28 protein-coding genes are annotated in these 20,287 nt (G+C 62.2%); 9 read left to right on the top strand and 19 right to left on the bottom strand.

Features of this window, described 5'->3' with window-relative positions:
- Window positions 1-242 precede the first annotated feature (242 nt).
- Entirely contained in the window at window positions 243-1,439 is a 1,197-nt protein-coding gene (locus tag PspCFBP13528_RS25450) for an MFS transporter (RefSeq protein ID WP_137201761.1), read from the top strand.
- Here the strand turns inward: PspCFBP13528_RS25450 and PspCFBP13528_RS25445 are convergent.
- From PspCFBP13528_RS25445 to phnN, 3 genes are all read right to left on the bottom strand, one after another.
- Window positions 1,436-1,840 (bottom strand): type II toxin-antitoxin system HicB family antitoxin, encoded by a 405-nt coding sequence (locus PspCFBP13528_RS25445; RefSeq protein ID WP_065949146.1) that lies wholly within the window; start codon window positions 1,838-1,840, stop codon window positions 1,436-1,438. The two genes, PspCFBP13528_RS25450 and PspCFBP13528_RS25445, sit on opposite strands and share 4 nt — an antisense overlap.
- Before the next feature lie 11 nt (window positions 1,841-1,851).
- On the bottom strand, window positions 1,852-2,040 hold the full coding sequence (locus PspCFBP13528_RS25440; protein ID WP_137201760.1) for a type II toxin-antitoxin system HicA family toxin: 189 nt from the start codon (window positions 2,038-2,040) through the stop codon (window positions 1,852-1,854).
- 128 nt (window positions 2,041-2,168) lie between these two features.
- The gene (gene phnN / locus PspCFBP13528_RS25435) at window positions 2,169-2,735 is read right to left on the bottom strand and encodes a phosphonate metabolism protein/1,5-bisphosphokinase (PRPP-forming) PhnN (protein WP_065949147.1); all 567 of its coding nucleotides are present in this window, start codon (window positions 2,733-2,735) and stop codon (window positions 2,169-2,171) included.
- Between the two features lie 477 nt (window positions 2,736-3,212).
- On the opposite strand from phnN, the gene PspCFBP13528_RS25430 reads away from it, so the two are divergent.
- On the top strand, window positions 3,213-3,488 hold the full coding sequence (locus tag PspCFBP13528_RS25430; RefSeq protein ID WP_137201759.1) for a DUF6124 family protein: 276 nt from the start codon (window positions 3,213-3,215) through the stop codon (window positions 3,486-3,488).
- Window positions 3,489-3,561: 73 nt separating this feature from the next.
- On the opposite strand, the gene PspCFBP13528_RS25425 is transcribed toward PspCFBP13528_RS25430, so the two are convergent.
- From PspCFBP13528_RS25425 to ccmA, 10 genes are all read right to left on the bottom strand, one after another.
- On the bottom strand, window positions 3,562-3,957 hold the full coding sequence (locus PspCFBP13528_RS25425) for a hypothetical protein (RefSeq protein WP_065949148.1): 396 nt from the start codon (window positions 3,955-3,957) through the stop codon (window positions 3,562-3,564).
- 15 nt (window positions 3,958-3,972) lie between these two features.
- Window positions 3,973-5,157 (bottom strand): c-type cytochrome biogenesis protein CcmI, encoded by a 1,185-nt coding sequence (ccmI, locus tag PspCFBP13528_RS25420; protein ID WP_137201758.1) that lies wholly within the window; start codon window positions 5,155-5,157, stop codon window positions 3,973-3,975.
- Window positions 5,150-5,623 carry a cytochrome c-type biogenesis protein gene (locus PspCFBP13528_RS25415; RefSeq protein WP_065949150.1) on the bottom strand — a complete coding sequence of 158 codons (474 nt, stop codon included), beginning with the start codon at window positions 5,621-5,623 and terminating at the stop codon, window positions 5,150-5,152. The genes ccmI and PspCFBP13528_RS25415 overlap by 8 nt, the downstream gene beginning before the upstream one ends.
- Window positions 5,620-6,156 (bottom strand): DsbE family thiol:disulfide interchange protein, encoded by a 537-nt coding sequence (locus PspCFBP13528_RS25410; RefSeq protein ID WP_065949151.1) that lies wholly within the window; start codon window positions 6,154-6,156, stop codon window positions 5,620-5,622. Before PspCFBP13528_RS25410 ends, PspCFBP13528_RS25415 begins: the two co-directional genes overlap by 4 nt.
- Window positions 6,153-8,138, bottom strand: a complete 1,986-nt coding sequence (locus tag PspCFBP13528_RS25405; protein ID WP_137201757.1) for a heme lyase CcmF/NrfE family subunit — start codon at window positions 8,136-8,138, stop codon at window positions 6,153-6,155. Before PspCFBP13528_RS25405 ends, PspCFBP13528_RS25410 begins: the two co-directional genes overlap by 4 nt.
- A 3-nt stretch (window positions 8,139-8,141) precedes the next feature.
- Entirely contained in the window at window positions 8,142-8,597 is a 456-nt protein-coding gene (gene ccmE / locus PspCFBP13528_RS25400) for a cytochrome c maturation protein CcmE (protein WP_065894757.1), read from the bottom strand.
- Window positions 8,594-8,770, bottom strand: a complete 177-nt coding sequence (gene ccmD / locus PspCFBP13528_RS25395; protein WP_057722744.1) for a heme exporter protein CcmD — start codon at window positions 8,768-8,770, stop codon at window positions 8,594-8,596. Before ccmD ends, ccmE begins: the two co-directional genes overlap by 4 nt.
- Window positions 8,767-9,522: a heme ABC transporter permease gene (locus tag PspCFBP13528_RS25390; protein WP_065949154.1), complete on the bottom strand. Its 756-nt coding sequence runs from the start codon at window positions 9,520-9,522 to the stop codon at window positions 8,767-8,769. The genes ccmD and PspCFBP13528_RS25390 overlap by 4 nt, the downstream gene beginning before the upstream one ends.
- Window positions 9,523-9,606: 84 nt before the next feature.
- The gene (gene ccmB, locus PspCFBP13528_RS25385) at window positions 9,607-10,275 is read right to left on the bottom strand and encodes a heme exporter protein CcmB (protein WP_065949155.1); all 669 of its coding nucleotides are present in this window, start codon (window positions 10,273-10,275) and stop codon (window positions 9,607-9,609) included.
- A complete protein-coding gene (gene ccmA / locus PspCFBP13528_RS25380; protein ID WP_065949156.1) occupies window positions 10,272-10,907 on the bottom strand; it encodes a cytochrome c biogenesis heme-transporting ATPase CcmA in 636 nt (211 codons plus the stop codon). Before ccmA ends, ccmB begins: the two co-directional genes overlap by 4 nt.
- A gap of 220 nt (window positions 10,908-11,127) precedes the next feature.
- On the opposite strand from ccmA, the gene PspCFBP13528_RS25375 reads away from it, so the two are divergent.
- Both PspCFBP13528_RS25375 and PspCFBP13528_RS25370 read left to right on the top strand, forming a co-directional pair.
- Complete coding sequence (locus tag PspCFBP13528_RS25375) at window positions 11,128-12,705, top strand: flagellar hook-length control protein FliK (protein WP_137201756.1); 1,578 nt, start codon at window positions 11,128-11,130, stop codon at window positions 12,703-12,705.
- Window positions 12,702-13,031: an EscU/YscU/HrcU family type III secretion system export apparatus switch protein gene (locus PspCFBP13528_RS25370; RefSeq protein ID WP_065949158.1), complete on the top strand. Its 330-nt coding sequence runs from the start codon at window positions 12,702-12,704 to the stop codon at window positions 13,029-13,031. Before PspCFBP13528_RS25375 ends, PspCFBP13528_RS25370 begins: the two co-directional genes overlap by 4 nt.
- Before the next feature lie 182 nt (window positions 13,032-13,213).
- Here the strand turns inward: PspCFBP13528_RS25370 and glp are convergent, their stop codons facing one another.
- Together glp and moaB are read right to left on the bottom strand one after the other, a co-directional pair.
- The gene (glp, locus tag PspCFBP13528_RS25365; RefSeq protein ID WP_137201755.1) at window positions 13,214-14,440 is read right to left on the bottom strand and encodes a gephyrin-like molybdotransferase Glp; all 1,227 of its coding nucleotides are present in this window, start codon (window positions 14,438-14,440) and stop codon (window positions 13,214-13,216) included.
- Entirely contained in the window at window positions 14,424-14,963 is a 540-nt protein-coding gene (gene moaB / locus PspCFBP13528_RS25360) for a molybdenum cofactor biosynthesis protein B (protein WP_065949160.1), read from the bottom strand. The genes glp and moaB overlap by 17 nt, the downstream gene beginning before the upstream one ends.
- A gap of 76 nt (window positions 14,964-15,039) precedes the next feature.
- On the opposite strand from moaB, the gene mobA reads away from it, so the two are divergent.
- Entirely contained in the window at window positions 15,040-15,642 is a 603-nt protein-coding gene (gene mobA, locus PspCFBP13528_RS25355) for a molybdenum cofactor guanylyltransferase MobA (protein ID WP_065949214.1), read from the top strand.
- A gap of 79 nt (window positions 15,643-15,721) precedes the next feature.
- The gene (locus PspCFBP13528_RS25350) at window positions 15,722-15,943 is read left to right on the top strand and encodes a YgdI/YgdR family lipoprotein (RefSeq protein WP_005786486.1); all 222 of its coding nucleotides are present in this window, start codon (window positions 15,722-15,724) and stop codon (window positions 15,941-15,943) included.
- Window positions 15,944-15,998: 55 nt separating this feature from the next.
- Here PspCFBP13528_RS25350 and PspCFBP13528_RS25345 read toward each other — a convergent pair whose 3' ends face one another.
- From PspCFBP13528_RS25345 to PspCFBP13528_RS25330, 4 genes are all read right to left on the bottom strand, one after another.
- A complete protein-coding gene (locus tag PspCFBP13528_RS25345) occupies window positions 15,999-16,889 on the bottom strand; it encodes a pseudouridine synthase (RefSeq protein WP_101220224.1) in 891 nt (296 codons plus the stop codon).
- Window positions 16,890-16,962: 73 nt separating this feature from the next.
- Window positions 16,963-17,298, bottom strand: a complete 336-nt coding sequence (locus tag PspCFBP13528_RS25340) for a transcriptional regulator (RefSeq protein ID WP_065949162.1) — start codon at window positions 17,296-17,298, stop codon at window positions 16,963-16,965.
- A 74-nt stretch (window positions 17,299-17,372) separates the two neighbouring features.
- A complete protein-coding gene (locus tag PspCFBP13528_RS25335) occupies window positions 17,373-17,609 on the bottom strand; it encodes a glutaredoxin family protein (RefSeq protein WP_065949163.1) in 237 nt (78 codons plus the stop codon).
- A 70-nt stretch (window positions 17,610-17,679) separates the two neighbouring features.
- Window positions 17,680-18,888, bottom strand: a complete 1,209-nt coding sequence (locus PspCFBP13528_RS25330; protein ID WP_065949164.1) for an ammonium transporter — start codon at window positions 18,886-18,888, stop codon at window positions 17,680-17,682.
- Window positions 18,889-19,231: 343 nt separating this feature from the next.
- Between PspCFBP13528_RS25330 and PspCFBP13528_RS25325 the strand changes: the two genes are divergently transcribed.
- The 3 genes from PspCFBP13528_RS25325 to PspCFBP13528_RS25315 are packed head-to-tail and all read left to right on the top strand — an operon-like array spanning window position 19,232 to window position 20,275.
- Window positions 19,232-19,546, top strand: a complete 315-nt coding sequence (locus tag PspCFBP13528_RS25325; RefSeq protein ID WP_065885163.1) for a YqjD family protein — start codon at window positions 19,232-19,234, stop codon at window positions 19,544-19,546.
- Window positions 19,547-19,550: 4 nt separating this feature from the next.
- Window positions 19,551-19,940, top strand: a complete 390-nt coding sequence (locus PspCFBP13528_RS25320) for a phage holin family protein (RefSeq protein ID WP_101220225.1) — start codon at window positions 19,551-19,553, stop codon at window positions 19,938-19,940.
- The gene (locus tag PspCFBP13528_RS25315; RefSeq protein WP_065885162.1) at window positions 19,937-20,275 is read left to right on the top strand and encodes a hypothetical protein; all 339 of its coding nucleotides are present in this window, start codon (window positions 19,937-19,939) and stop codon (window positions 20,273-20,275) included. Before PspCFBP13528_RS25320 ends, PspCFBP13528_RS25315 begins: the two co-directional genes overlap by 4 nt.
- The last annotated feature ends 12 nt before the right edge of the window (window positions 20,276-20,287 follow it).

Below are 20,287 nucleotides of genomic sequence, written 5' to 3'. Positions count from 1 at the left end.
GCCTCATAGCTACAACGACTACCGGTCGCCGGTCGTGAAGGAAAGGTTGGCGGCGTGAACCTTAATCAGTGTCCAAGATTACTTGACCAGTTCACCCTCGCTCCTACAAAGCCCCCTCCCACATTTAATTACATTGAGTCATTATTTCGCGGCATGACAGTTATCACCACAAGCGGCCTACTCACTGTCGGCCGATGTCTTTATTCTCTCATTCCATCGTCCTTCGCCTGCATGAGAACCCCATGAATGCTACCCCCCACGCTACCGGCACCATGACCCGCGGCATGGTCATGCTGTTTGCGTTTTGCTGCGGCACCATCGTCGCCAACATCTACTACGCGCAGCCAATCATCGAACTGATCGCCCCGGACATCGGCCTCACGCCGGCCATGGCCAGCCTGATTGTGTCGCTCACGCAGATCGGCTATGCCCTGGGCCTGTTCTTCCTGGTGCCGCTGGGGGACCTGCTGGAAAATCGCAGGCTGATGATCATCACCACCGTGGTGGCCATCGCCAGCTTGTTGGGCGCCGCGTTCACCGAGCAGCCCAACCTGTTTTTGCTGGTGTCGCTGCTGATCGGCTTCAGTTCGGTGTCGGTGCAGATCCTGATCCCGTTGGCCGCACACCTGGCGCCTGCCGAGTCACGTGGCCGGGTGGTGGGCAGCATCATGGGCGGCCTGCTGCTGGGCATTCTGCTGGCGCGGCCGGTGTCCAGCGTGGTGGCGGACCACTTCGGCTGGCGGGCGATGTTCATGGCGGCGGCGGCGTTGATGGCGTTTATCAGCGTGGTGTTGATGCTGACCATTCCCAAGCGTCAACCGACGCACAGCGCCAGTTACGGCCAGTTGCTGGGTTCGCTGGGTACCTTGCTGCGTGAGCAGCCGGTACTGCGCCAGCGTGCGTTTTATCAAGGTTGCATGTTTGCCGCGTTCAGCCTGTTCTGGACCGCCGCGCCACTGGAACTGGTGCGCAACCACGGCCTCAGCCAGACCCAGATCGCGATCTTCGCCCTGGTCGGTGCCATCGGCGCCATCGCCGCACCTATCGCCGGGCGCCTGGCCGATGCCGGCCACACCCACCGCGCCTCGTTGCTGGCGATGCTGCTGGGCGCGCTGAGTTTCCTGCCGGCCTTCGTGCACCCGCTGTACAGCGTGATCGGCCTGGCGGTAACGGGCGTGGTGCTGGACTTTTGCGTGCAGATGAACATGGTGCTCGGCCAGCGTGCCGTCTACGCCCTCGACACCCATAGTCGCAGCCGCCTGAACGCGCTGTACATGACCAGCATCTTCATCGGCGGTGCCTTCGGCTCGGCGATTGCCAGCAGTGTGTATGAACACGGCGGTTGGCTGGGCGTGATGCTGGTGGGCAGTGCATTCCCGCTGGTGGCGTTGTTGCGGTTCCTCAGTGCGTCGCGGCAGGTAGCGGTCGCCAACGCTTAAGAACGCACCAACTTCTCCAAAGCCGCATCCGCCAGAAATGACGAGCGGCTTTTGACGTTGTGTTCACGCACGTAACGGTCGATGCGTTGGATCACATAACCGGGCAAGGTCACATTGACCTTCTCGGTCTTGCCCAGATAGGGCGAGATATCCAGCTCCAACATACCCCAGCCCATACCGGCGTAGCCTTCATGGGCGTGATGAGTGGCGACCGAGGTTGGCATTGGAATCACCCCGCCCTCTGCGGCAATCTCATGCAGCATGAGGTGCGCCACTTCCACGGCCGCGTTGTAGGCCTCTTCGAAACTGTCCCCGGCGGTGACGGCGCCCGGAATATCGGGGATCTGGATACCGGTGGCGGTGAAGTCATCGCCCCATTCGATACAGATTGGGTATTGCATGCATGCTCTCCTTAAAACTGAAACAGCCCGGCGCGTTTCCTGATGCTTCTGACGGTGCCCAACGGCAGATCCTTCTTCGGATGGGGCACCGGTATCGTGTACGGGTTATAGCGGTGGGTGAAAAGGTGATGGCTGCCGGTGCCCCTATCCAGCACCCAGCCCGCTTCCAGCAATTCCTTGATCAATAGCCTGCTTTGCACCGTCGCCTCCTTGGCTCGGACTGAATAAACGTAACCCTAGAGTTATATTTATTCAAGCACAGAATGACCAAGCCTGACTGACGGTTGTTTTACCGGATATTGATGAGAGGTTCGGCGCCGCTTCAGGCTCAAGCCGAGTGCGCGTGGTCCAGGCAACACAGCAAACGGGCGACCGTGTGTTCCAGCGGGCCGGAGTTATCCAGCACGAACAAACCCGCACCATGGGCGGCGATCAGCGCCTCGGTGAACTGCGCGTTGCGCGCCAGGCGTTCCTCGATGTCCACCAGGGACTCACGCCCGCGCGCGACCAGGCGCTGGCGCAGTACGGCTTGATCAACGGTCAGCAGCAGTACCAGCAGCGTCGGATAACGCTCACGGGTTTGCGCCAGGTACGCACGCGAGCCGTTGACCAGCACGTCCTCCCCGGCCGCCAGCCACTCGTCAATCTCCTTGGGAATGCCGTAGGACAACCCATTGGCCTGCCAACTGAGGGCAAACGCGCCTTCAGCCTGCATCAGCGCGAACTGTTCCTGGCTTACACTTTGGGCCGCTTCACCCACCGCTTCGGCCGAGCGCGTGATCACGCGACGCACAATGCGGCAGCCATGCTCGGCCAACCGTGGACGCGCGGCATCCAGCAGGCTGTCCTTGCCCGAACCTGAGGGTCCGATGAGATAGATCAACCTGCCTGCCATCACACCACTCTCTTTGCTTGTTTTCGCACGGGTTGGCCCCTGTGCCGGTTTGCCCGGTACCGCAGAGTATATCCAGCGATTGCCCGGCAGCCAGGCCGGCGGTGGTCACCTTACCGGGAAAGGGTGAGCGGTGACAGCGGTGGATGGCTGCGCTGCTTGCTCGTCACCACTCAGACGGCGCAACGGCTGAGCCAGCCAGGAACTTTCCTACGATCTGCGTGGCTTGCAGTTGCTATAACGCACCTTTAGCCTCTCGCAGTCGCTGCTCATCAGCGATCAGGCTTGGTCGCCTGGGTTAGAATGGCGCACAGTGCCGCGCAAGCGGCATTCTTGTGCTCGCGTTATGGCGGGCTGTGCGCGGGAGGGCTCAGGGCCCTGCCGGGTTTCCATTCCCTGGTCGACCAACCTGCGTACAGCTCACCACCCTTCTGCTTGGTCGCGGATGTGGTGAGCTCCAACTGAATGGAGACTGACCGCATGAAAAAAGTTACGCCAAATCCCCCATCATTCCGCCCGGATGACCTTTCACAAACCTCACCCAACCTCATCTTCACCGTCCGCCCCGGCCTCGGCACCGAAGCGGCGTTAAGCAACGCCAGCGAAATGCTGGAGTCGGCGACAGTCTGTGCGTACGACTGCGCCGAGCATCTGGATGGCTCAGGCCGCAAGCAGGTGCTGGCGGTCGTGCAGATGATGGAAATTGCACAGTTGTTGGTGAATGAGGCGTTGAACCGGGAGTGTCCTATAGCTTGATAACAAGATCGTTCCCACGCGTGGGAACGATCAATCAGAGGCAAGAAAAAGGCGACCCGAGGGTCGCCTTTTGTCATTGCGCGTACTGCTTGCTCAACCCAGGCGGCACGCCTTGCACGCTGGTCTCTTCCCACGGCCCATTGGGGCTGATGGAGCGGCTCCAGCCGTTGCTCCAGCGGTAATAGGTGCGCTGGCGGTAGAAGGTGTCGGGCTGGTCGTCGAGGACGTACACCTGCATCTTGCCGTCCCAGTGGCTGGCGGCGCCCGGTGGAGGGGCGAAAGTCGGCGATTTGCTCGGCACTGGCTTGGGCGGCGGGGTAACCGGGCCGGAGGGCTTGGTGTCGGGCTGGGTCGACGGGCCCGACGGCGGGATGGTCGGCCCAGTGGGCCCGGGAGGTGGCCGGTGGACCGCACAGGCACTCAGGCCCAATACGAGGCTGAGCAGGGTCATACGTGCTAATGCGGTCATGGGCGTTTCCTCGAATTACTTGTCCGGACTGTCGATGGTCAGCTGCTGCAGCGCAGTGGCGGTGCTGGCCAAGGGTTGGCTGCGGCCGATCCACTCGCCAGCGGTTGGAACACCTGCCCGGGATATGCGCGCAACCAGTTGGACTTCAGGGAAGTTGGACAGTTTCAACTGCGGCATCATCGCGTCGGCATCGCCCAGTTCGACGGTGACCGGCAGCTCGGCAACGGTGACCCGCTTGGCCGCGAGCGGCGCAGGCGGGCCGCTGACGGCGCGGGCGAAGATAAACACGCTGTCGCCCGGCAGGGCCTTGGCTTTCACTTCGGCGGACAGGTCCACGCGCACTTTCAGCACGGCCTTTTGCGCGACAGTACCGCCGCTCTCCCGGAGCTTCTGCGCAGCGCGATCGATGCCGCCTTGCAGCGCAACGCGGGAATTGTCGTCGGGCGGCAGTTGCGCCAGCAGACGATTCCAGTAATCGATAGCCTCCTGATAGCGCTGGCCTTCAAAGGCGGCAATACCGAGCAGGCCGAGGCTGGTGACTTCCTTTGGATCGAGCTTCAAGGCTTCGTCGGTCAGCGCCTGAACCTTGGGCGACCACTGTTTGTTGTCGGCAAAATACTGCGCCTGGGCCCACTGCCCGAGCAACTCGGGCTGGCGACCGGCCAAGGCAACGCTGCGCTCAAACACCCTGGCGGCATCGGCGGAGCGATCCTGGGCCATGTAGGCACGGCCGAGGAAATACAGGCCTTCAGCTGAATCCGGCTGGGCCGCCGCGGCACGTTCCAGGCGCTGCGTCATGTCGGCCATCGACACCGGCGGCTGGGAGAACTCGCGGGTCAGCTCGACCTTGTCGCTCGCGCCATAATGCAGGTACAGCGCAACGCCCAGCACTGGCACAAGAAACGCCGCCAACAATGGCAGAGGCTTGCCCAGGCGTGATTCGCGCGGCGTTTGCACACCTTCGGTATCGGCCAGCAATTCACGCGCCGCTTCCGCGCGGCCGGTATCGAGTTGCGCCGCATTCAGGACGCCTTCGTCGCGCTGCACTTGCAGTTCGGCAACGCGCTCTTGATACAGCGCCACGTTCAGCGCGGTGCGATCCTCTTCGCGTTGGGCACGACGGCCGCGCAGGACAGGGATCAACAGGAAACTCAGGGCAATCAACAGCAGCAGGCCGGCTGCAAGCCAGAAATCAATCATCGGTCTTGGTGTCCAGCAGTTGGTCGAGACGTTTACGCTCTTCGGGGGACAGCGCGTCGCTGCCATCGGCAGGCCCGGCGCGGCGACGGCGCACGATGACGGCCATGACCACTACGCCGGTCAGCAACAGCCCGGCGGGGCCGAACCAGAGCAGCGCGGTCTTGCCGGTAAGCGCCGGTTTATAGCGCACAAAATCACCGTAGCGGTCGACCATGAAGTCGATGATCTGCTGGTTGTCCTTGCCCTCCCCCAGCATGCGGAAGATTTCCTTGCGCAAGTCGGCGGCGATGGGCGCGTTGGAGTCGGCGATGTCCTGGTTCTGGCATTTGGGGCAGCGCAGTTCCTTGGTCAGCTCGCGGAAACGCTCGCGCTCGCCGTCGTTGGCGAATTCATAGGTGTCGATGGCGGCGTGGGCCACACCGGCCAGGCCCAGCGCCAGGACCACGGCAGCTAACAGGCGCCTCATGGTCTGGCCTCATCGACCAGGGCCTGGTATTTGGCCGCCAATTGCTCGCGCCACACCCCCTCGTCGATCACGCCGACGTACTTGTCGCGGATCACGCCCTTGGCATCGATAAAGAACGTTTCCGGGGCGCCGTATACGCCCAGGTTCAAACCCAGGTTGCCGTCTTCATCACGAATATCCAGCTGGTACGGGTTATGAAATTCGGCCAGCCACTTCAAGGCTGCTGCATTATCGTCCTTGTAGTTGATGCCATAGATCACCACGCCCTTCTCGGCGAGTTTGTTCAACACCGGGTGTTCGACGCGGCAGGAGATGCACCAGGTGCCCCACACGTTGACCAGCGCCGGTTTGCCCAGCAGGTCGGCGCGGGTCAGCTGCTTGTCGCCCTGTACAGTGGGCAGCGAGAATTCCGGGAACGGCTTGCCGATCATGGCCGACGGCAACTCGGCCGGGTCCAGGTACAAGCCGCGATAGAGGAACACCGCTACCACCAGGAATGCTGCCAGCGGCAACACCATCAACCCACGCTTCATACTGCCGCTCCCATGCCGAGGGTTTCACGTACCCGGCTCTTGACCTTGACCCGATACCGTCGGTCCAGCGCCGCGAGCACACCACCCAACCCGGTAAACAAGCCGCCGAACCAGATCCAGCGCACGAACGGTTTCACATGCACGCGTACCGCCCAGGCGCCGTCGCCCAGGGGTTCACCCAACGCCACATACAGGTCACGGGTGAAACCGGCATCGATACCCGCCTCGGTCATCATCGAACTCTGCACGGTGTACAGGCGTTTTTCCGGGTGCAGCACGGCGATTTCCTTACCGTTGCGCACCACGCGTACAGTGCCTTTGTCTGAAGTGAAATTCGGCCCTTCAAAGTGCCTGGCGCCTTCGAAGATGAACTGGTAACCGCCCAGGTCCATGGACTCGCCGGGAGCCAGGCGCAGGTCGCGCTCGGCGCTGTTCTGGCTCGACAGCACCACGCCCAGGGCGCAGACGGCAATGCCGATGTGGGCGATCTGCATGCCCCAGTAGCTGCGGGTCAAGGTCGGCAAGCCTTTGATCAGGCCCTTGTGGCGGGTCTTGTCGGCGATATCGCGCACGCCGGCCAGCAACACCCAGGCAGCGAGCAGGAACGTGGCGAGCACCGCCCAGTTGAAGTCGCCGTAGGCAACCCCCGCGATCACGGCCAGGGCCACACTGCCCAGCAGCACTGGCATCAGCATGCCGGCCAGCCATTTCACCGGCGTGTCTTTCCAGCGCACCAGCACACCGACCGCCATCACCACCATCAGCAGGCCCATCAACGGAATGAACAAGGCGTTGAAGTACGGCGGGCCGACGGACAGCTTGGCGCCGCTCAAGGCATCCAGCACCAGGGGGTACAGGGTGCCGAGCAGAATCATCGACGCCGCCACCACCAGCACCAGGTTGTTACCCAGCAGCAAGGTTTCCCGCGACCACAGGTTGAAGCCGACCTGGCTCTTGACCACTGGCGCGCGCAGGGCGAACAGGGTCAGCGAACCGCCGACGACAAACAGCAGGAAGATCAGGATGAATACGCCGCGCGCAGGGTCGGAAGCAAACGCGTGCACCGACGTCAGCACCCCGGAACGCACGAGGAATGTGCCGAGCAGGCTGAGGGAAAATGCCGCAATGGCCAGCAACACGGTCCAGCTCTTGAACACGCCGCGTTTTTCGGTGACGGCCAGCGAGTGAATCAGCGCGGTGCCGACCAGCCAGGGCATGAAGGAGGCGTTTTCCACCGGGTCCCAGAACCACCAGCCGCCCCAGCCGAGTTCGTAATAAGCCCACCACGAACCGAGGGTGATGCCGATGCCGAGGAAGGCCCAGGCGACGATGGTCCATGGCCGCGACCAGCGCGCCCAGGCCGCATCGAGACGCCCGCCGAGCAAGGCGGCGATGGCGAAGGCGAAGGCAACGGAAAAGCCGACATAGCCCATGTAGAGCATCGGCGGGTGCACGATCAGGCCGATGTCTTGCAGCAGTGGGTTGAGGTCATGCCCGTCCACGGGGATCTGCGGCAGGATGCGGCTGAACGGGTTGGACGTCATGATCAGGAACAGCAGGAAACCGATGCTGATCATGCCCATCACCGCCAGCACCCGCGCCAGCATGACCTGCGGCAACTGGCGGGAGAATACCGACACGGCGAAGGTCCAGCCGCCGAGGATCAGCGCCCACAGCAGCAGCGAACCTTCGTGGGCGCCCCACACGGCGCTGAACTTGTAGTACCAGGGCAATGCGCTGTTGGAGTTATTGGCGACATAGGCGACGGAAAAGTCGTCGGTCATGAACGCGTAGGTCAGGCAACCGAAGGCGAACAGCAGGAACGCGAACTGCCCCCAGGCGGCCGGCTGCGCCAGGCTCATCCACAGGCGGTCACCGCGCCAGGCGCCGAGCAACGGCACCACGGCCTGAACGATGGCAAAGCACAGGGCAAGGATCATCGCCAACTGGCCGAGTTCCGGAATAAACAAAGCGGCGCTCATGACTCAGCCCTCCTTGGCAGGGGTTGGGGCGGATTGGCCGCTGTCCTTGAGGGCTTTGGTCACCTCGGGCGGCATGTATTTTTCATCGTGCTTGGCCAGTACTTCATCGGCCACCACCACGCCACTGGCGTTGAGCTTGCCCAGGGCGACGATGCCCTGGCCTTCGCGGAACAGGTCCGGGAGGATGCCGCGGTAGGTGATGGTCACAGATTTGCTGAAGTCGGTGACCACGAAGCTCACATCCAGCGAGTCTGCGGAACGCTTCAAGGAGCCCTTCTCGACCATGCCGCCGGCGCGGATGCGCGTATCGACCGGCGCTTCGCCATTGGCGATCTGGGTCGGGGTGTAGAACAGGTTGATGTTCTGCTGCAGGGCACTCAAGGCCAGCCCCACGGCAATGCCGACGCCGGCCATGATGGCGAGAATGATCAACAGACGCTTTCTGCGCAACGGATTCACTTATCGGTCTCCCGGCGCAGACGACGCGCCTCTTGTTGCAGGTAACGCTTACGGGCCAGCAGCGGCGCGGCGACGTTGAGGGCCAGCACCGCCAGGCAGATGCCATAGGCCGTCCAGACATACAGGCCGTGGTGGCCCATGGCGAGAAAATCACTGAAAGAAGCAAAACTCATCCACGCGCTCCCAGGCTGGCTCGGACTTCAGCCTTGACCCAACGGGTGCGGGCTTCACGCTTGAGCACTTCGAGGCGCATGCGCATCAGCAGCACCGCGCCGAAGAAACAGTAAAAGCCCAACACCATCAGCAACAGCGGCGCCCACATTTCCACCGGCATCGCCGGTTTTTCAGTGAGGGTGAAGGTGGCGCCCTGGTGCAGGGTGTTCCACCACTCGACCGAGTATTTGATGATCGGGATGTTGATCACGCCGACAATCGCCAGCACCGCACAGGCCTTGGCGGCGCTGTCGCGGTTGCTGATTGCATTGCCCAGGGCGATCAGGCCGAAGTACAGGAACAGCAGGATCAACATCGACGTGAGCCGCGCGTCCCACACCCACCACGAACCCCAGGTGGGTTTGCCCCAGATCGCGCCGGTGACCAGCGCCACGGCAGTCATCCACGCGCCGATGGGCGCGGCACACTGCAGGGCAACGTCGGCGAGCTTCATCTTCCACACAAGGCCGACGATGCCGCATACCGCGAGCATCACGTAGCAGGACTGCGCCAGCATGGCGGCGGGCACATGGATATAGATGATGCGAAAGCTGTTGCCCTGCTGATAGTCCGGTGGCGCAAAGGCCAGGCCCCAGACCAGACCGATGCCGATCAGCAACACGGCGGCGACGCTCAACCACGCCAGCAGCTTGCCGCTGATGCCATAGAACCATTTGGGCGAGCCGAGCTTGTGAAACCAGGTCCAGTTCATTGCTGTTTCTCACGGTTGCTTCTTGTCGCGGCAAGAAGCGTAGGGTCTTTACTGGCCAAGCGTGTCACGCCTGGCCAGACCTCATTATTCGCCGACGCTGATCTTCAGGCCGGCCGCTATGGCAAAGGGTGTCAGGGTTACCGCCAGGGCGGCCAGGCTGCCAAGCCACAGGAGGTAACCGGTCGCCGGCATTCCCATCAGCGCGGCCTGCAAAGCGCCGCTGCCGAGGATCAGAACCGGGATGTACAACGGCAGAATCAGCAGGGCCAGTAACAGGCCACCGCGCTTCAAACCGACGGTCAACGCTGCGCCCACCGCCCCCAACAGGCTGAGCACCGGCGTACCGAGCAACAAGGACAGGAGCAGCACCGGCAAGCATTCGACGGGCAAGCCCAGCATCAGCGCCAGCAACGGCGAAAGCAAGACCAGCGCGAGACCGGAAAAAGCCCAGTGTGCCAGCACCTTGGCCAATACCAGAAGTGGCAACGGGTGCGACGAAAGGACCCACTGTTCCAGGGAACCGTCTTCGAAATCACTGCGAAACAGCCCGTCCAGCGAGAGCAGCACGGATAAAAGCGCCGCGACCCACACCAGTCCTGGGGACAAGGTTTGCAACAGTTTAGTCTCGGGACCGACCGCCAACGGGAACAAGGCGATCACGATGGCGAAGAACACCAGCGGGTTGGCCAGTTCTGCCGGACGCCGGCACAACAGCCGTGCTTCGCGGGCGACCAACAGGGCGAATACGCTCATGCCGACCACCTTCCCAGATCCAGGTCACGGTAACCGGCGGGCAGGCGGGTCAAGCTGTGGTGGGTGGTAAGCAGCACCGTGCCGCCCTGCTCACAGTGCCTCGCCAGGTGCTCCTCGAGCTGGGCGACACCGTGTTTATCGAGCGCGGTAAAGGGTTCGTCGAGGATCCACAGCGGCGGGCCCGGCAGATACAAGCGCGCCAGGGCCACACGGCGCTGCTGGCCGGCGGACAGGGTGTGGCAGGGAACGTCTTCAAAGCCCTTCAGGCCCACGGCGGCCAGGGCCTGCCAGATGGCGTCGCGGCTGGCGCGGTGATGCAGGGCGCTGAGCCAACCGAGGTTTTCTTCGGCAGTGAGCACGTCCTTGATACCGGCGGCGTGGCCGATCCACACGAGGCTGCGCGCCAGTGCTGTGCGCTGCTCGGCGAGGGGCTTGCCGTTGAGGCGCACAACTCCGGCCGTCGGCTGCATCAACCCGGCCAGCAACCGTAGCAGGCTGGTCTTGCCGCTGCCGTTGGGCCCGCTGACCTGCACCATGTCACCGCCCGCCAGGCGCAGGTCGAGGTGCTCGAACAGCAGGCGCAGGTCGCGTTCACAGGAGAGCGCTACGGCTTCAAGAAGAGGGCTGGTCAAAAGATCGCGGGCCTTTACGGTTCAAGTCGGCGGTGCAGCGGCCGTTATAGAAAGGAGCACAATAACGGCTTTGGCGACCGATTTTAGAGAGCTGGATCAAATAGTTGTGAGGTTTTTAGCGCTCTCTTTGCAGACGGGCGGCATTATACATGCGATGCCCTACGCTAACATGCGATGCCCTACGCTAAAGAGAGCAATTTCCCCAGAGACGATGCACACGATGACCGGCGAGATCAACCTTCCTACGCTTCCTCCCACCCCGGCAGCCGGGCAAAGCCTCGCGCCTGCGCCTGGGGCACTGCTCAAACTGCTGGAGCCGCAGATCGGGCTGATCGATCCTGGGAAAACCGCGAATGCCGAAGTCATCGCCCTTAAACAAGGCGGTGAAGCCTTTCAGTTGCTGCTCAAGCTGACCCTGGACGGCGGCCGCCAGACGCTGGTGCAGGCCAGCAGCGCCCAACCCTTGCCCTTGGGCAGCAATGTGGCGGTGAGCCAGACGCCGGCGGGCAACCTGGCCCTCAGCCTGCAACAGGCATTCAGTGCGAACGTCGCCGCCCTCACCCACATCGATACCGCCAAGGTACCGGAAGGTACGCTGTTGCAAGCCAAGGTACTGACCACTCAGATGCTGCCCCAGGGCACGGCGCAACCGGCGATCTATCGTTCGTTGGTGACGGTGCTCAATAACGCCTTGGCCGGCGCGACACTGACGGTGGAAAGCCCACAACCGCTGCGCGTGGGCAGTTTGCTCAGCGCTGTGGTGCAGAACGCGCAAACCCTGAATTTTGTGCCGCTGAGCGGGCTCAAGGATCAATTGGCGGTCACCCAGCAACTGTCGACCCAGCAAAGTCGCCAGGGCTCACTGGATGCGGTCTTCACCGCCCTGCAAAACCTGCCCCGTGGCGACAGCACGTCCGCCGACCTGCGCGCCGCCGCCGACCGTCTGCTCGCTGCGTTGCCCGACCTGGCACAGGTCAGCAACCCCAAAGTCCTGGCTCAAGTGATCCAGAACAGCGGCGCCTTTCTGGAAGCCAGATTACTCGCAGGGCAGAATCCCCAGATACCACCACTGGACATGAAGGGCGCACTGCTGCGCCTTGTCGCGGACTTATTGCCTGCCCTGCCCGCCAGTACCAACCTGAACGCCATTCTTGCGGCCAACACGCTGGCCCAGGTATTGCCCAATTTTGTACGCAGCCCACTGAACACGCTGGGCCAGGTCAGCGCGCGGCAGGCCCCGGTCAGTTTTCCGCTACCCGAGCGGCTGACGGCCAAGCTGGAAGGCGAAAGCGACCTGGAAAACCTGCTGCGCCTGGCCGCCGGGGCGATCGCCCGATTGCAGAGCCATCAGCTGTCGAGCCTGGAACAGACCGGCACCACCGCCGACGGCCGCCTGCAAACTACCTGGCAACTGGAAATTCCGATGCGCAACCTGCAGGACATCGTCCCTTTGCAGGTGAAGTTCCAGCGCGAGGAGCCAACGCCCGACAAGGAGCAGCCCGAGCGCAAAGACCGCAAAGACCCCAGGCACATGCTCTGGCGTGTCGAACTGGCGTTCGATATGGAGCCGCTGGGGCCGTTGCAGGTGCAGGCGCAATTGACCCAGGGCAAACTCTCCAGCCAGTTGTGGGCGACCCGCGCCTTCACCGCCAGCCTGATCGAAAATCACTTGGGCAGCCTGCGCGAGCGCCTGGTGGCATCCGGGCTCGACGTTGGCGACCTGGATTGCCACCTCGGCACGCCGCCACGCGGGCCAAAAACCGGACTGGAACAACGCTGGGTGGATGAAACCGCATGAAGAACCCTGCCCCTCCCCGCCAGGCGATTGCCCTCAAGTACGACGGCCAACAAGCGCCCACCCTGACCGCCAAGGGCGACGAGGCCCTGGCTGAAGCGATCCTCAAGCTGGCGCGGGAAAACGAAGTGCCCATCTATGAAAATGCCGAGTTGGTGAAGCTGCTGGCGCGCATGGAACTGGGGGACAGTATTCCAGAGGAGTTGTACCGCACGGTGGCAGAGATCATCGCGTTTGCGTGGACGCTGAAGGGCAAGTTTCCAGCGGGGTACGACCCGGATGCGGGACCGGTGGAGCGCGATGTCACTGAGCGTGGGGATGATTACTGAGTAATCCACAAGCTACCGGCCAGCCAAGCGTACATCGCCGTCTGCAGGAGCGAGCTTGCTCGCGAAAAACCTCAACGATAACGCGTGCTTTCTGAATGAACGCAGCGCCTGTGAGTTTTTCGCGAGCAAGCTCGCTCCTACAAAAAGCCTTAGGCAAGCCCCCTCCCACATTCAGATCCAGGTCAGTTCAGGACTTCGTTCAGGGGAATGAAATTGACTCGGTCGCCGACGGCTAATGTGGTCTCTTCCATCACCTCCACAAATCCTTCAGCCCACGCTGCGCTGCGCAGCACACCGGAGCTCTGGTTGTGGTAGATGATCGCCTTGCCCTGCTCGATGCGCCCGCGCAGGTACTCGCGACGGTTGCCGGGCTTGGCCCAGACGAACCCGGCCGGCACTTCGAAACGCAGGGGCTGCACGTCCTCCACACCTTGACGACGCAGCAGGTAAGGCCGTGCCAACAGGGCAAAGGTCACCAGGGTCGACGCGGGATTGCCTGGCAGGCCGATCACCGGCACGCCACGAAAATGCCCGAAGGTCAGCGGCTTGCCCGGCTTGATCGCCAGTTTCCACAGCGCCAACTCGCCCTCTTCACGCAAGGCAATGCCCAGAAAATCCGCCTCGCCCACCGACACACCGCCCGTGGACAGGATCAAGTCGACGCTGCCCAACCCGGCCAACCGTGTGCGGGTCTGTTCCAGGTCGTCCGGCAGAATGCCGGCATCGATCACTTCGCAGCCCATGCGCGTCAGCCAACTGCACAGCACGCGGCGGTTGCTGTTGTAGATCTGGCCCGGCCCCAGGGGCAACCCAGGCTCGATCAGCTCATCGCCGGTCGACAGCACCGCCACGCGCACACGGCGCACCACGTCCAGGCGATCACGCCCAAGCGACGCAGCCAGGCCCAGTTCGATCGGGCCCAGACGCGTACCTGCCGGCAACACCAACTCGCCGACCGTGGTTTCCTGGCCTTGCGCACGGATGTTCTGGCCCGCTTGCAACGGCTCGCTGAAACCCACCCGCTCATCGCCGTGAATGATCGCGTTTTCCTGCATTTCGACGCAGTCCGCACCCTGAGGCACCGGAGCACCCGTAAAAATGCGCGCACAGGTGCCGGGCACCAACGGCTCGGGCGCATTGCCAGCGAAAATACGTTGGCTGACCGGCAATGGCGCGCCGGCCCAGTCCGCGACGCGCAGGGCGTAGCCATCCATGGCACTGTTGGGCCAGGGTGGCAGGTCGAGGGTGGAGACCAGGTCCTGTGCCAGTACGCGGCCATCGCATTCGGCCAGGCGTACTGTTTCGCGCTCGAGGATCGGCGCGGCGTCGGCCATGCCCAGCAAACGCTGCAAGGCCGCTTCCACCGGCATCAAGGCGCCGGTTTTGCCGGGCTTATCCACGGGTTTCACAGGGCTCGGCCTGCTTGAGGTGAGGCACGAAATTGCATGGCCGATGACGGTTGTCCAGTTGTTCGGCCAGGATGCCGTCCCAACCGGTGCGCACGGCGTTGGTGGAGCCCGGCAGACAGCACACCAGGGTGCCGTTGGCCAGGCCGGCCAGGGCGCGCGATTGCACAGTGGAGGTGCCGATATCGGCCACGGATATCTGGCGGAACAGCTCACCAAACCCATCGACCTGCTTGTCCAACAGGCAGCTTACCGCTTCGGGTGTGCTGTCGCGGCCGGTAAAGCCGGTGCCGCCGGTGATCAACACCACCTGCACCACGTCTTCGGCGATCCAGTGGGCAACCTGGGCGCGGATTTTGTAAAGGTCGTCCTTGAGCAGCACACGCTCGGCCAGGGTGTGGCCGGCGGCGGTCAGGCGGTCGACGAAGACCTGGCCCGAGGTGTCGGTGTCCAGGGTGCGGGTGTCGCTGACGGTCAATACAGCGATATTCAGAGGTACGAAAGGCGCATCAGCCTTGGCTTTCATGGCACGGTCCGGTTGTCGAAGGAACAGCCCGATGTTATATCACAAGCCTCTGTTTACCTGCCGCAGCGGAACCCTCATGCCCCTTGAATCCTTACCCCTGCCCTGCTCGATTCTGTTGTTGGCCGGCGGTCGTGGCCAGCGCATGGGTGGCCAGGACAAAGGCCTGCTGGAGTGGCGCGGCCAGCCCTTGATTGCGCACCTGCAACGCCTGGCACGACCGCTCACGGACGATCTGATCATTTCGTGCAACCGCAACCATGGGCAGTATGCGGCCTATGCCGATCAACTGGTGAGCGACGAGAGCCCGGACTTTCCCGGACCACTTGCCGGTATCCGTGCGGGACTCTTCGCCGCACGTCATGGGCATCTGCTGATACTGCCCTGTGATGTGCCGCAAATCGATGCGCGACTGCTGACCGACCTGCGTGCGACCGCACGACTCAACCGGCAGGTTCCGGTGATGGTGCGCCATGGCGAGTTCTGGGAACCCTTGCTCTGCATCATCCCTGTCGCCTTGAAGGATCAGGTGGAGCGGGCCTGGAAAGCCGGCGAACGCAGCCCGCGTAAAATCCTGCTGCAGCTGGGCGCCGTGGGCCTGGAATGCCCGGCCGATGACCCTCGCCTGGCGAATCTCAATACACCGGACCTGTTGCACACAAGGCCTGGCGTGTCAGAATGAGGCTTGCATCAGGAACTTTGCCGGCGTTTCACACGTCACAAGGTCAGCATTTTAAAAGTATTCTCTCGGAGACAAACTCATGACTCAACGGACCATCGCCGCTCTCATGCTTGCACTGGGCCTCGCCACCCTCGCCGGTTGCGCCTCGCCGACAGTGATCACCCTGAATGACGGTCGCGAAATCCAGGCCGTCGACACCCCGAAATTTGATGAAGATTCGGGCTTCTACGAATTCCAACAGCTTGACGGCAAGCGCACCCGCATCAACAAGGATCAGGTTCGCACCGTTAAAGACTTGTAAGCCTTACCGCTTGCCCACAAGGCCCGCCTCGCGCGGGCCTTGTCGTTTCCGGCACTTACCAGTCCAGGGTGATTTCACTGCCAAAGGTGCGTTCCTGGCCGCTGATCGGGTCGATAAAACGCACGCCCTGGGCCAACAACTTGAGCGGGTTGGCGTAATCGTCCTCGGCGTCCTTGATCACATCGGGATAGAACGGGTCATTGCAGATACTCGCCCCGAGCGCAGTCATGTGCACACGCAGCTGGTGCTTCTTGCCGGTGACCGGGAACAGGCCGTAGCGCCATAGATCGCCGTGCTTTTCGCGCACCTGCACCGCCGTTTCGGTATTGCTGGCACCGGGGCCTTCCTGCATGCGGAAAAAAGGCTCACCGTCCACCAGCCGGCTCTTGTGCACCAGGGGAAATGCCAGGCCAGGCAAGGCCGGGGCAATGGCTTCGTAGAATTTATCGATACGCCGCGTGGGAAACAGTTGCTGATAAGCCGCGCGGCTGGCGGGATTGGCCGAGAACAGCACCAGCCCTGCGGTATGCCGGTCAATACGATGCAAGGGCACCAGGGCGGGGTTGTCCAGACGCCGGATCAAACGGCGCAACAGCGTCTGTTCGACATACTCGCCCGCGGGGGTCACCGGTAGAAAATGCGGTTTGTCGGCTACCACCAGATGCTCATCGGCGTACAGGATGGTTTCCTGTACCGGAATCACTTTCTCGTTCGGCACTTCACGAAAGTAATAGATGCACAGGCCTTCCTTGTAGGCCAGGTCCAGCCTGATGGGCTGCCCATTGCTATCCAGCACCCGCCCACGGGCAATGCGGTCCAGCCATTGTTCACGGGCAATCGCCGGGAAGTGCTCGCACAGGCAATCGAGCACCGTCACCCACGGTCCAGGCGGCAGGTACAAGGTGCTGGCTTGGTGCTGTGAAGGGGAAAAACCGGAAGTGGACATGCAGATGCTCAAAGCCTGGAATAAACAGGCGGGCATTATCCCGCATGGCGCGGGATTGAGCCTAGGAGATATCTCAGGCCTTGGCCAGTTGCACGCGCAAAACCGGCGAAGCGCTCGCCGCCTCGGTAAACTCCTTGAGCCAGCGCAGTACGTCCACGGCCTCCCAACGGCCCGGGTCATAGAGCGCGTAGAGCAGGCCCTGATAGCCCACGACATCCAGCTGCTTGTGATAACCGGCACGCTGGAACAGCGCTTCGATTTCCGCAAAACAGGTGTTGAAATGCACTTTGTTGAAGGGCGTCTTGCCTTCCGTGACCAGGCCATCCAGGCGCAGCTCGTTCACCGCATCGCGCACGACGTCGGCGGACATGCGATTGACGCTGCTTTTCAATTGTTCGACATTCACCACGGGCGTTCCCTCAATTCAATCGCTGTACAAACATACAGTAACGTAATATTCGGAAACCCGCCATCGCATAAACGTCAGCGCAGGAAAGCAACCACCTGCTCAGTGTCGAACGGCCAGTCCAGCTCAGCCCCCGTATCCACCCGCCTGAGCACCGGAATCCGCAGGCCGTAGACCTCCGTCAGGTCAACGGGAGCGGTGATATCCATCAGCTCCACGAGTAACCCGCGTTCGACAAGCGGCATGATTTCGGCTTCGGCAATTTCACACAGATGGCAACCCAGGGTGCCGAACAGCTGGCATTCAGCAGGCATGGCAAAGGCTCTCGGATGGAAAAACACGTCACCATTCTAAGCCCAACACTGCTCGGTCGGCGCACACGGATCAATCCTGACTGACCGCGCCGATCTTGTGGATCGACAGGTCCGCACCGTAATACTCCTCTTCCTGGCTCAGGCGCAGCCCGCAAACGCGCTTGATCACCCCGTACACCAGCAGGCCGCCGATCAGCGCGACGGCAACGCCAAGGGCGGTGCCGATCAACTGGCTGATCAGGCTCACACCGCCCAGCCCACCCAGGGCCGTCTGCCCGAAGAGGCCGCAGGCAATCCCGCCCCATACGCCACACAGGCCATGCAGCGGCCATACACCCAATACATCATCGATCTTCCAACGATCCTGGGCGGCCATGAAGCACCACACGAACAAGCCCCCCGCGACCACGCCGGTGACCAGCGCGCCCACCGGATGCATCAGGTCGGAACCGGCACAGACCGCCACCAGCCCGGCCAGCGGGCCGTTGTGCAGAAAGCCCGGGTCATTGCGACCGATCACCAACGCAGCGACGGTGCCGCCGACCATCGCCATCAGCGAGTTGACCGCCACCAGGCCGCTGACGCCATTGAGGGTCTGCGCGCTCATCACGTTAAAGCCGAACCAGCCCACGATCAGAATCCACGAGCCCAGCGCCAGAAACGGAATGCTTGAGGGAGCAAACGCCACCAGCCGCCCTTCGCGGTAGCGCCCGTTGCGCGGCCCGAGCAACAACACCGCCGCCAGCGCCAGCCAACCGCCCATGGCATGCACCACCACCGATCCGGCGAAGTCATGGAAGCTGGCGCCAAAGGTCGCGAGCAGCCAGGCTTGCAGGCCGAAATTGCCATTCCACACCAGGCCTTCGAAGAACGGGTAGATGAACGCCACAATCAGGGCCGTTGCACACAGCTGAGGCGCGAATTTCGCACGCTCGGCAATCCCTCCGGAAATAATCGCCGGGATCGCCGCGGCAAAGGTCAGCAGGAAGAAAAATTTCACCAGGCCGTAGCCATGATCCGCACTGATCACCGCCGCCGGCTGCATGAAACTGACCCCGTAGGAGATCCAGTAGCCTATAAAGAAATACGCCAGGGTGGAGATCGCGAAGTCACTGAGGATTTTCGACAATGCGTTGACCTGGTTCTTCTGGCGCACCGTGCCGACTTCCAGGAAGGCAAACCCGGCGTGCATGGCCAGGACCATGACCGCGCCAATCAGGATGAACAGTGTGTTGGAGCTATGGACAAGCGTGTCCACCGCACTTTGCAAATTTTCCATGGAGGTCGGCAGGCCTGCAGTAAGGCAAAAAGCACCAAAGCGGTTCAAACCGCGATTGCTCGCACTAAATTGGCACCAAAGCGCCAGGCCTTCTTCAGAGGCCGTGAACCGCTTTAGCGCAGCGCTCGACACAACCGGCGATCCGCGACAGGGTATTTGCACGAGTTTCAGTTAATTAGGGTAAGGTTTTTCAAGGCTTGCGCCTCGACCGCCCGGATTCAGCGCAGCCCTCAGGGCGTGCGCACCAAGGCAAAGCAAAAGCTGTACCACACAATCGCAGTGAACCTTCGGCAAACCCCGCGACTCGAAACCACACGTACAGAACAGCCACACGGAGATAACCATGGCCGGTAAATCAGCAAAGACTGCTCAAGAAATACTGATGGCGGATTTTCAGACCCTCGTCGCCGATACCGAAAGGTTGCTGGACGACACCGCCGTCCTGGCCGGTGACCAGGCTGATGAGCTGCGCACCAGGATCCATGAAAGCCTGCTCAAGGCTCGCGAAACCCTGCAGTTGACCGAAGACTCCCTGCGTGAGCGCGGCCAGGCGGCAATCACCGCGACGGAAGACTACGTGCAGGCCAACCCGTGGCAGTCCGTCGGCATCGCTGCCGGCGTAGGCTTTTTGATCGGTCTGCTGGCTACCAGGCGCTAATATCATGGCTATGGACGAATCCAGCTCGTCAAAGGGCGCAGGTACCACCTCCCGCCGCCTCGGCGCCGCCGTGCTCGGCTTATTGCACAGCCATGTCGAACTCTTCGGCATCGAGTTACAGGAACAGAAGGCACGTACCGTCAGCCTTCTGCTGTTCGCCGGCCTGGCGTTGGTGTTTGCCCTGCTGCTGTTGGTAGGGTTATCGACACTGGTAATGATCCTGGTGTGGGACACCGGCTACCGCCTCACCGGCATCATTTGTCTGTGTGTGTTCTACAGCCTGGCCGCAGTGTTCTGCGGGGTACGCTTGAAAGCGGCGGTGTTCGATGAGTCCACGCCGTTCCATGCCACCCTCGAAGAATTGGCCAATGATCGGGAGCGCCTGTTGCCATGAGCCTGCCTGAACCGCAAAACACGTCCCGTCGGGAAATGCGCAAGGCGTTGATTCGCCTGCGCATGGAAATGCACCGTCAGGAAATCCGTCATGAATCCCAGCAACTCATGGCGCCCCTGCACAGAGTGCGCGACATGCGTCACAACTGGCAGGACAGCCTGGGCATCAAGCACGCGCCGCTGTGGGGCGTTGCGGCGGTGACCCTGATGGGGTTCTTTACCGGCAAGGGCGCCAAAGGCGGCAGTATCAGCAGCGTAACGCGCCTGGTACGGCTTGGAGCCGGGTTGATTCCGCTGATCAAACTGGCCATGCAAGGCGCTTCGCGCAAACGATAAGCCCCGCTTGCT

It is taken from the genome of Pseudomonas sp. CFBP13528 (genome assembly GCF_005233615.1).
Lineage (GTDB): Bacteria > Pseudomonadota > Gammaproteobacteria > Pseudomonadales > Pseudomonadaceae > Aquipseudomonas > Aquipseudomonas fluorescens_AM.
Note: the sequence above shows the minus strand (reverse complement) of the source record. Positions and strands in the feature narration are given on the sequence as shown.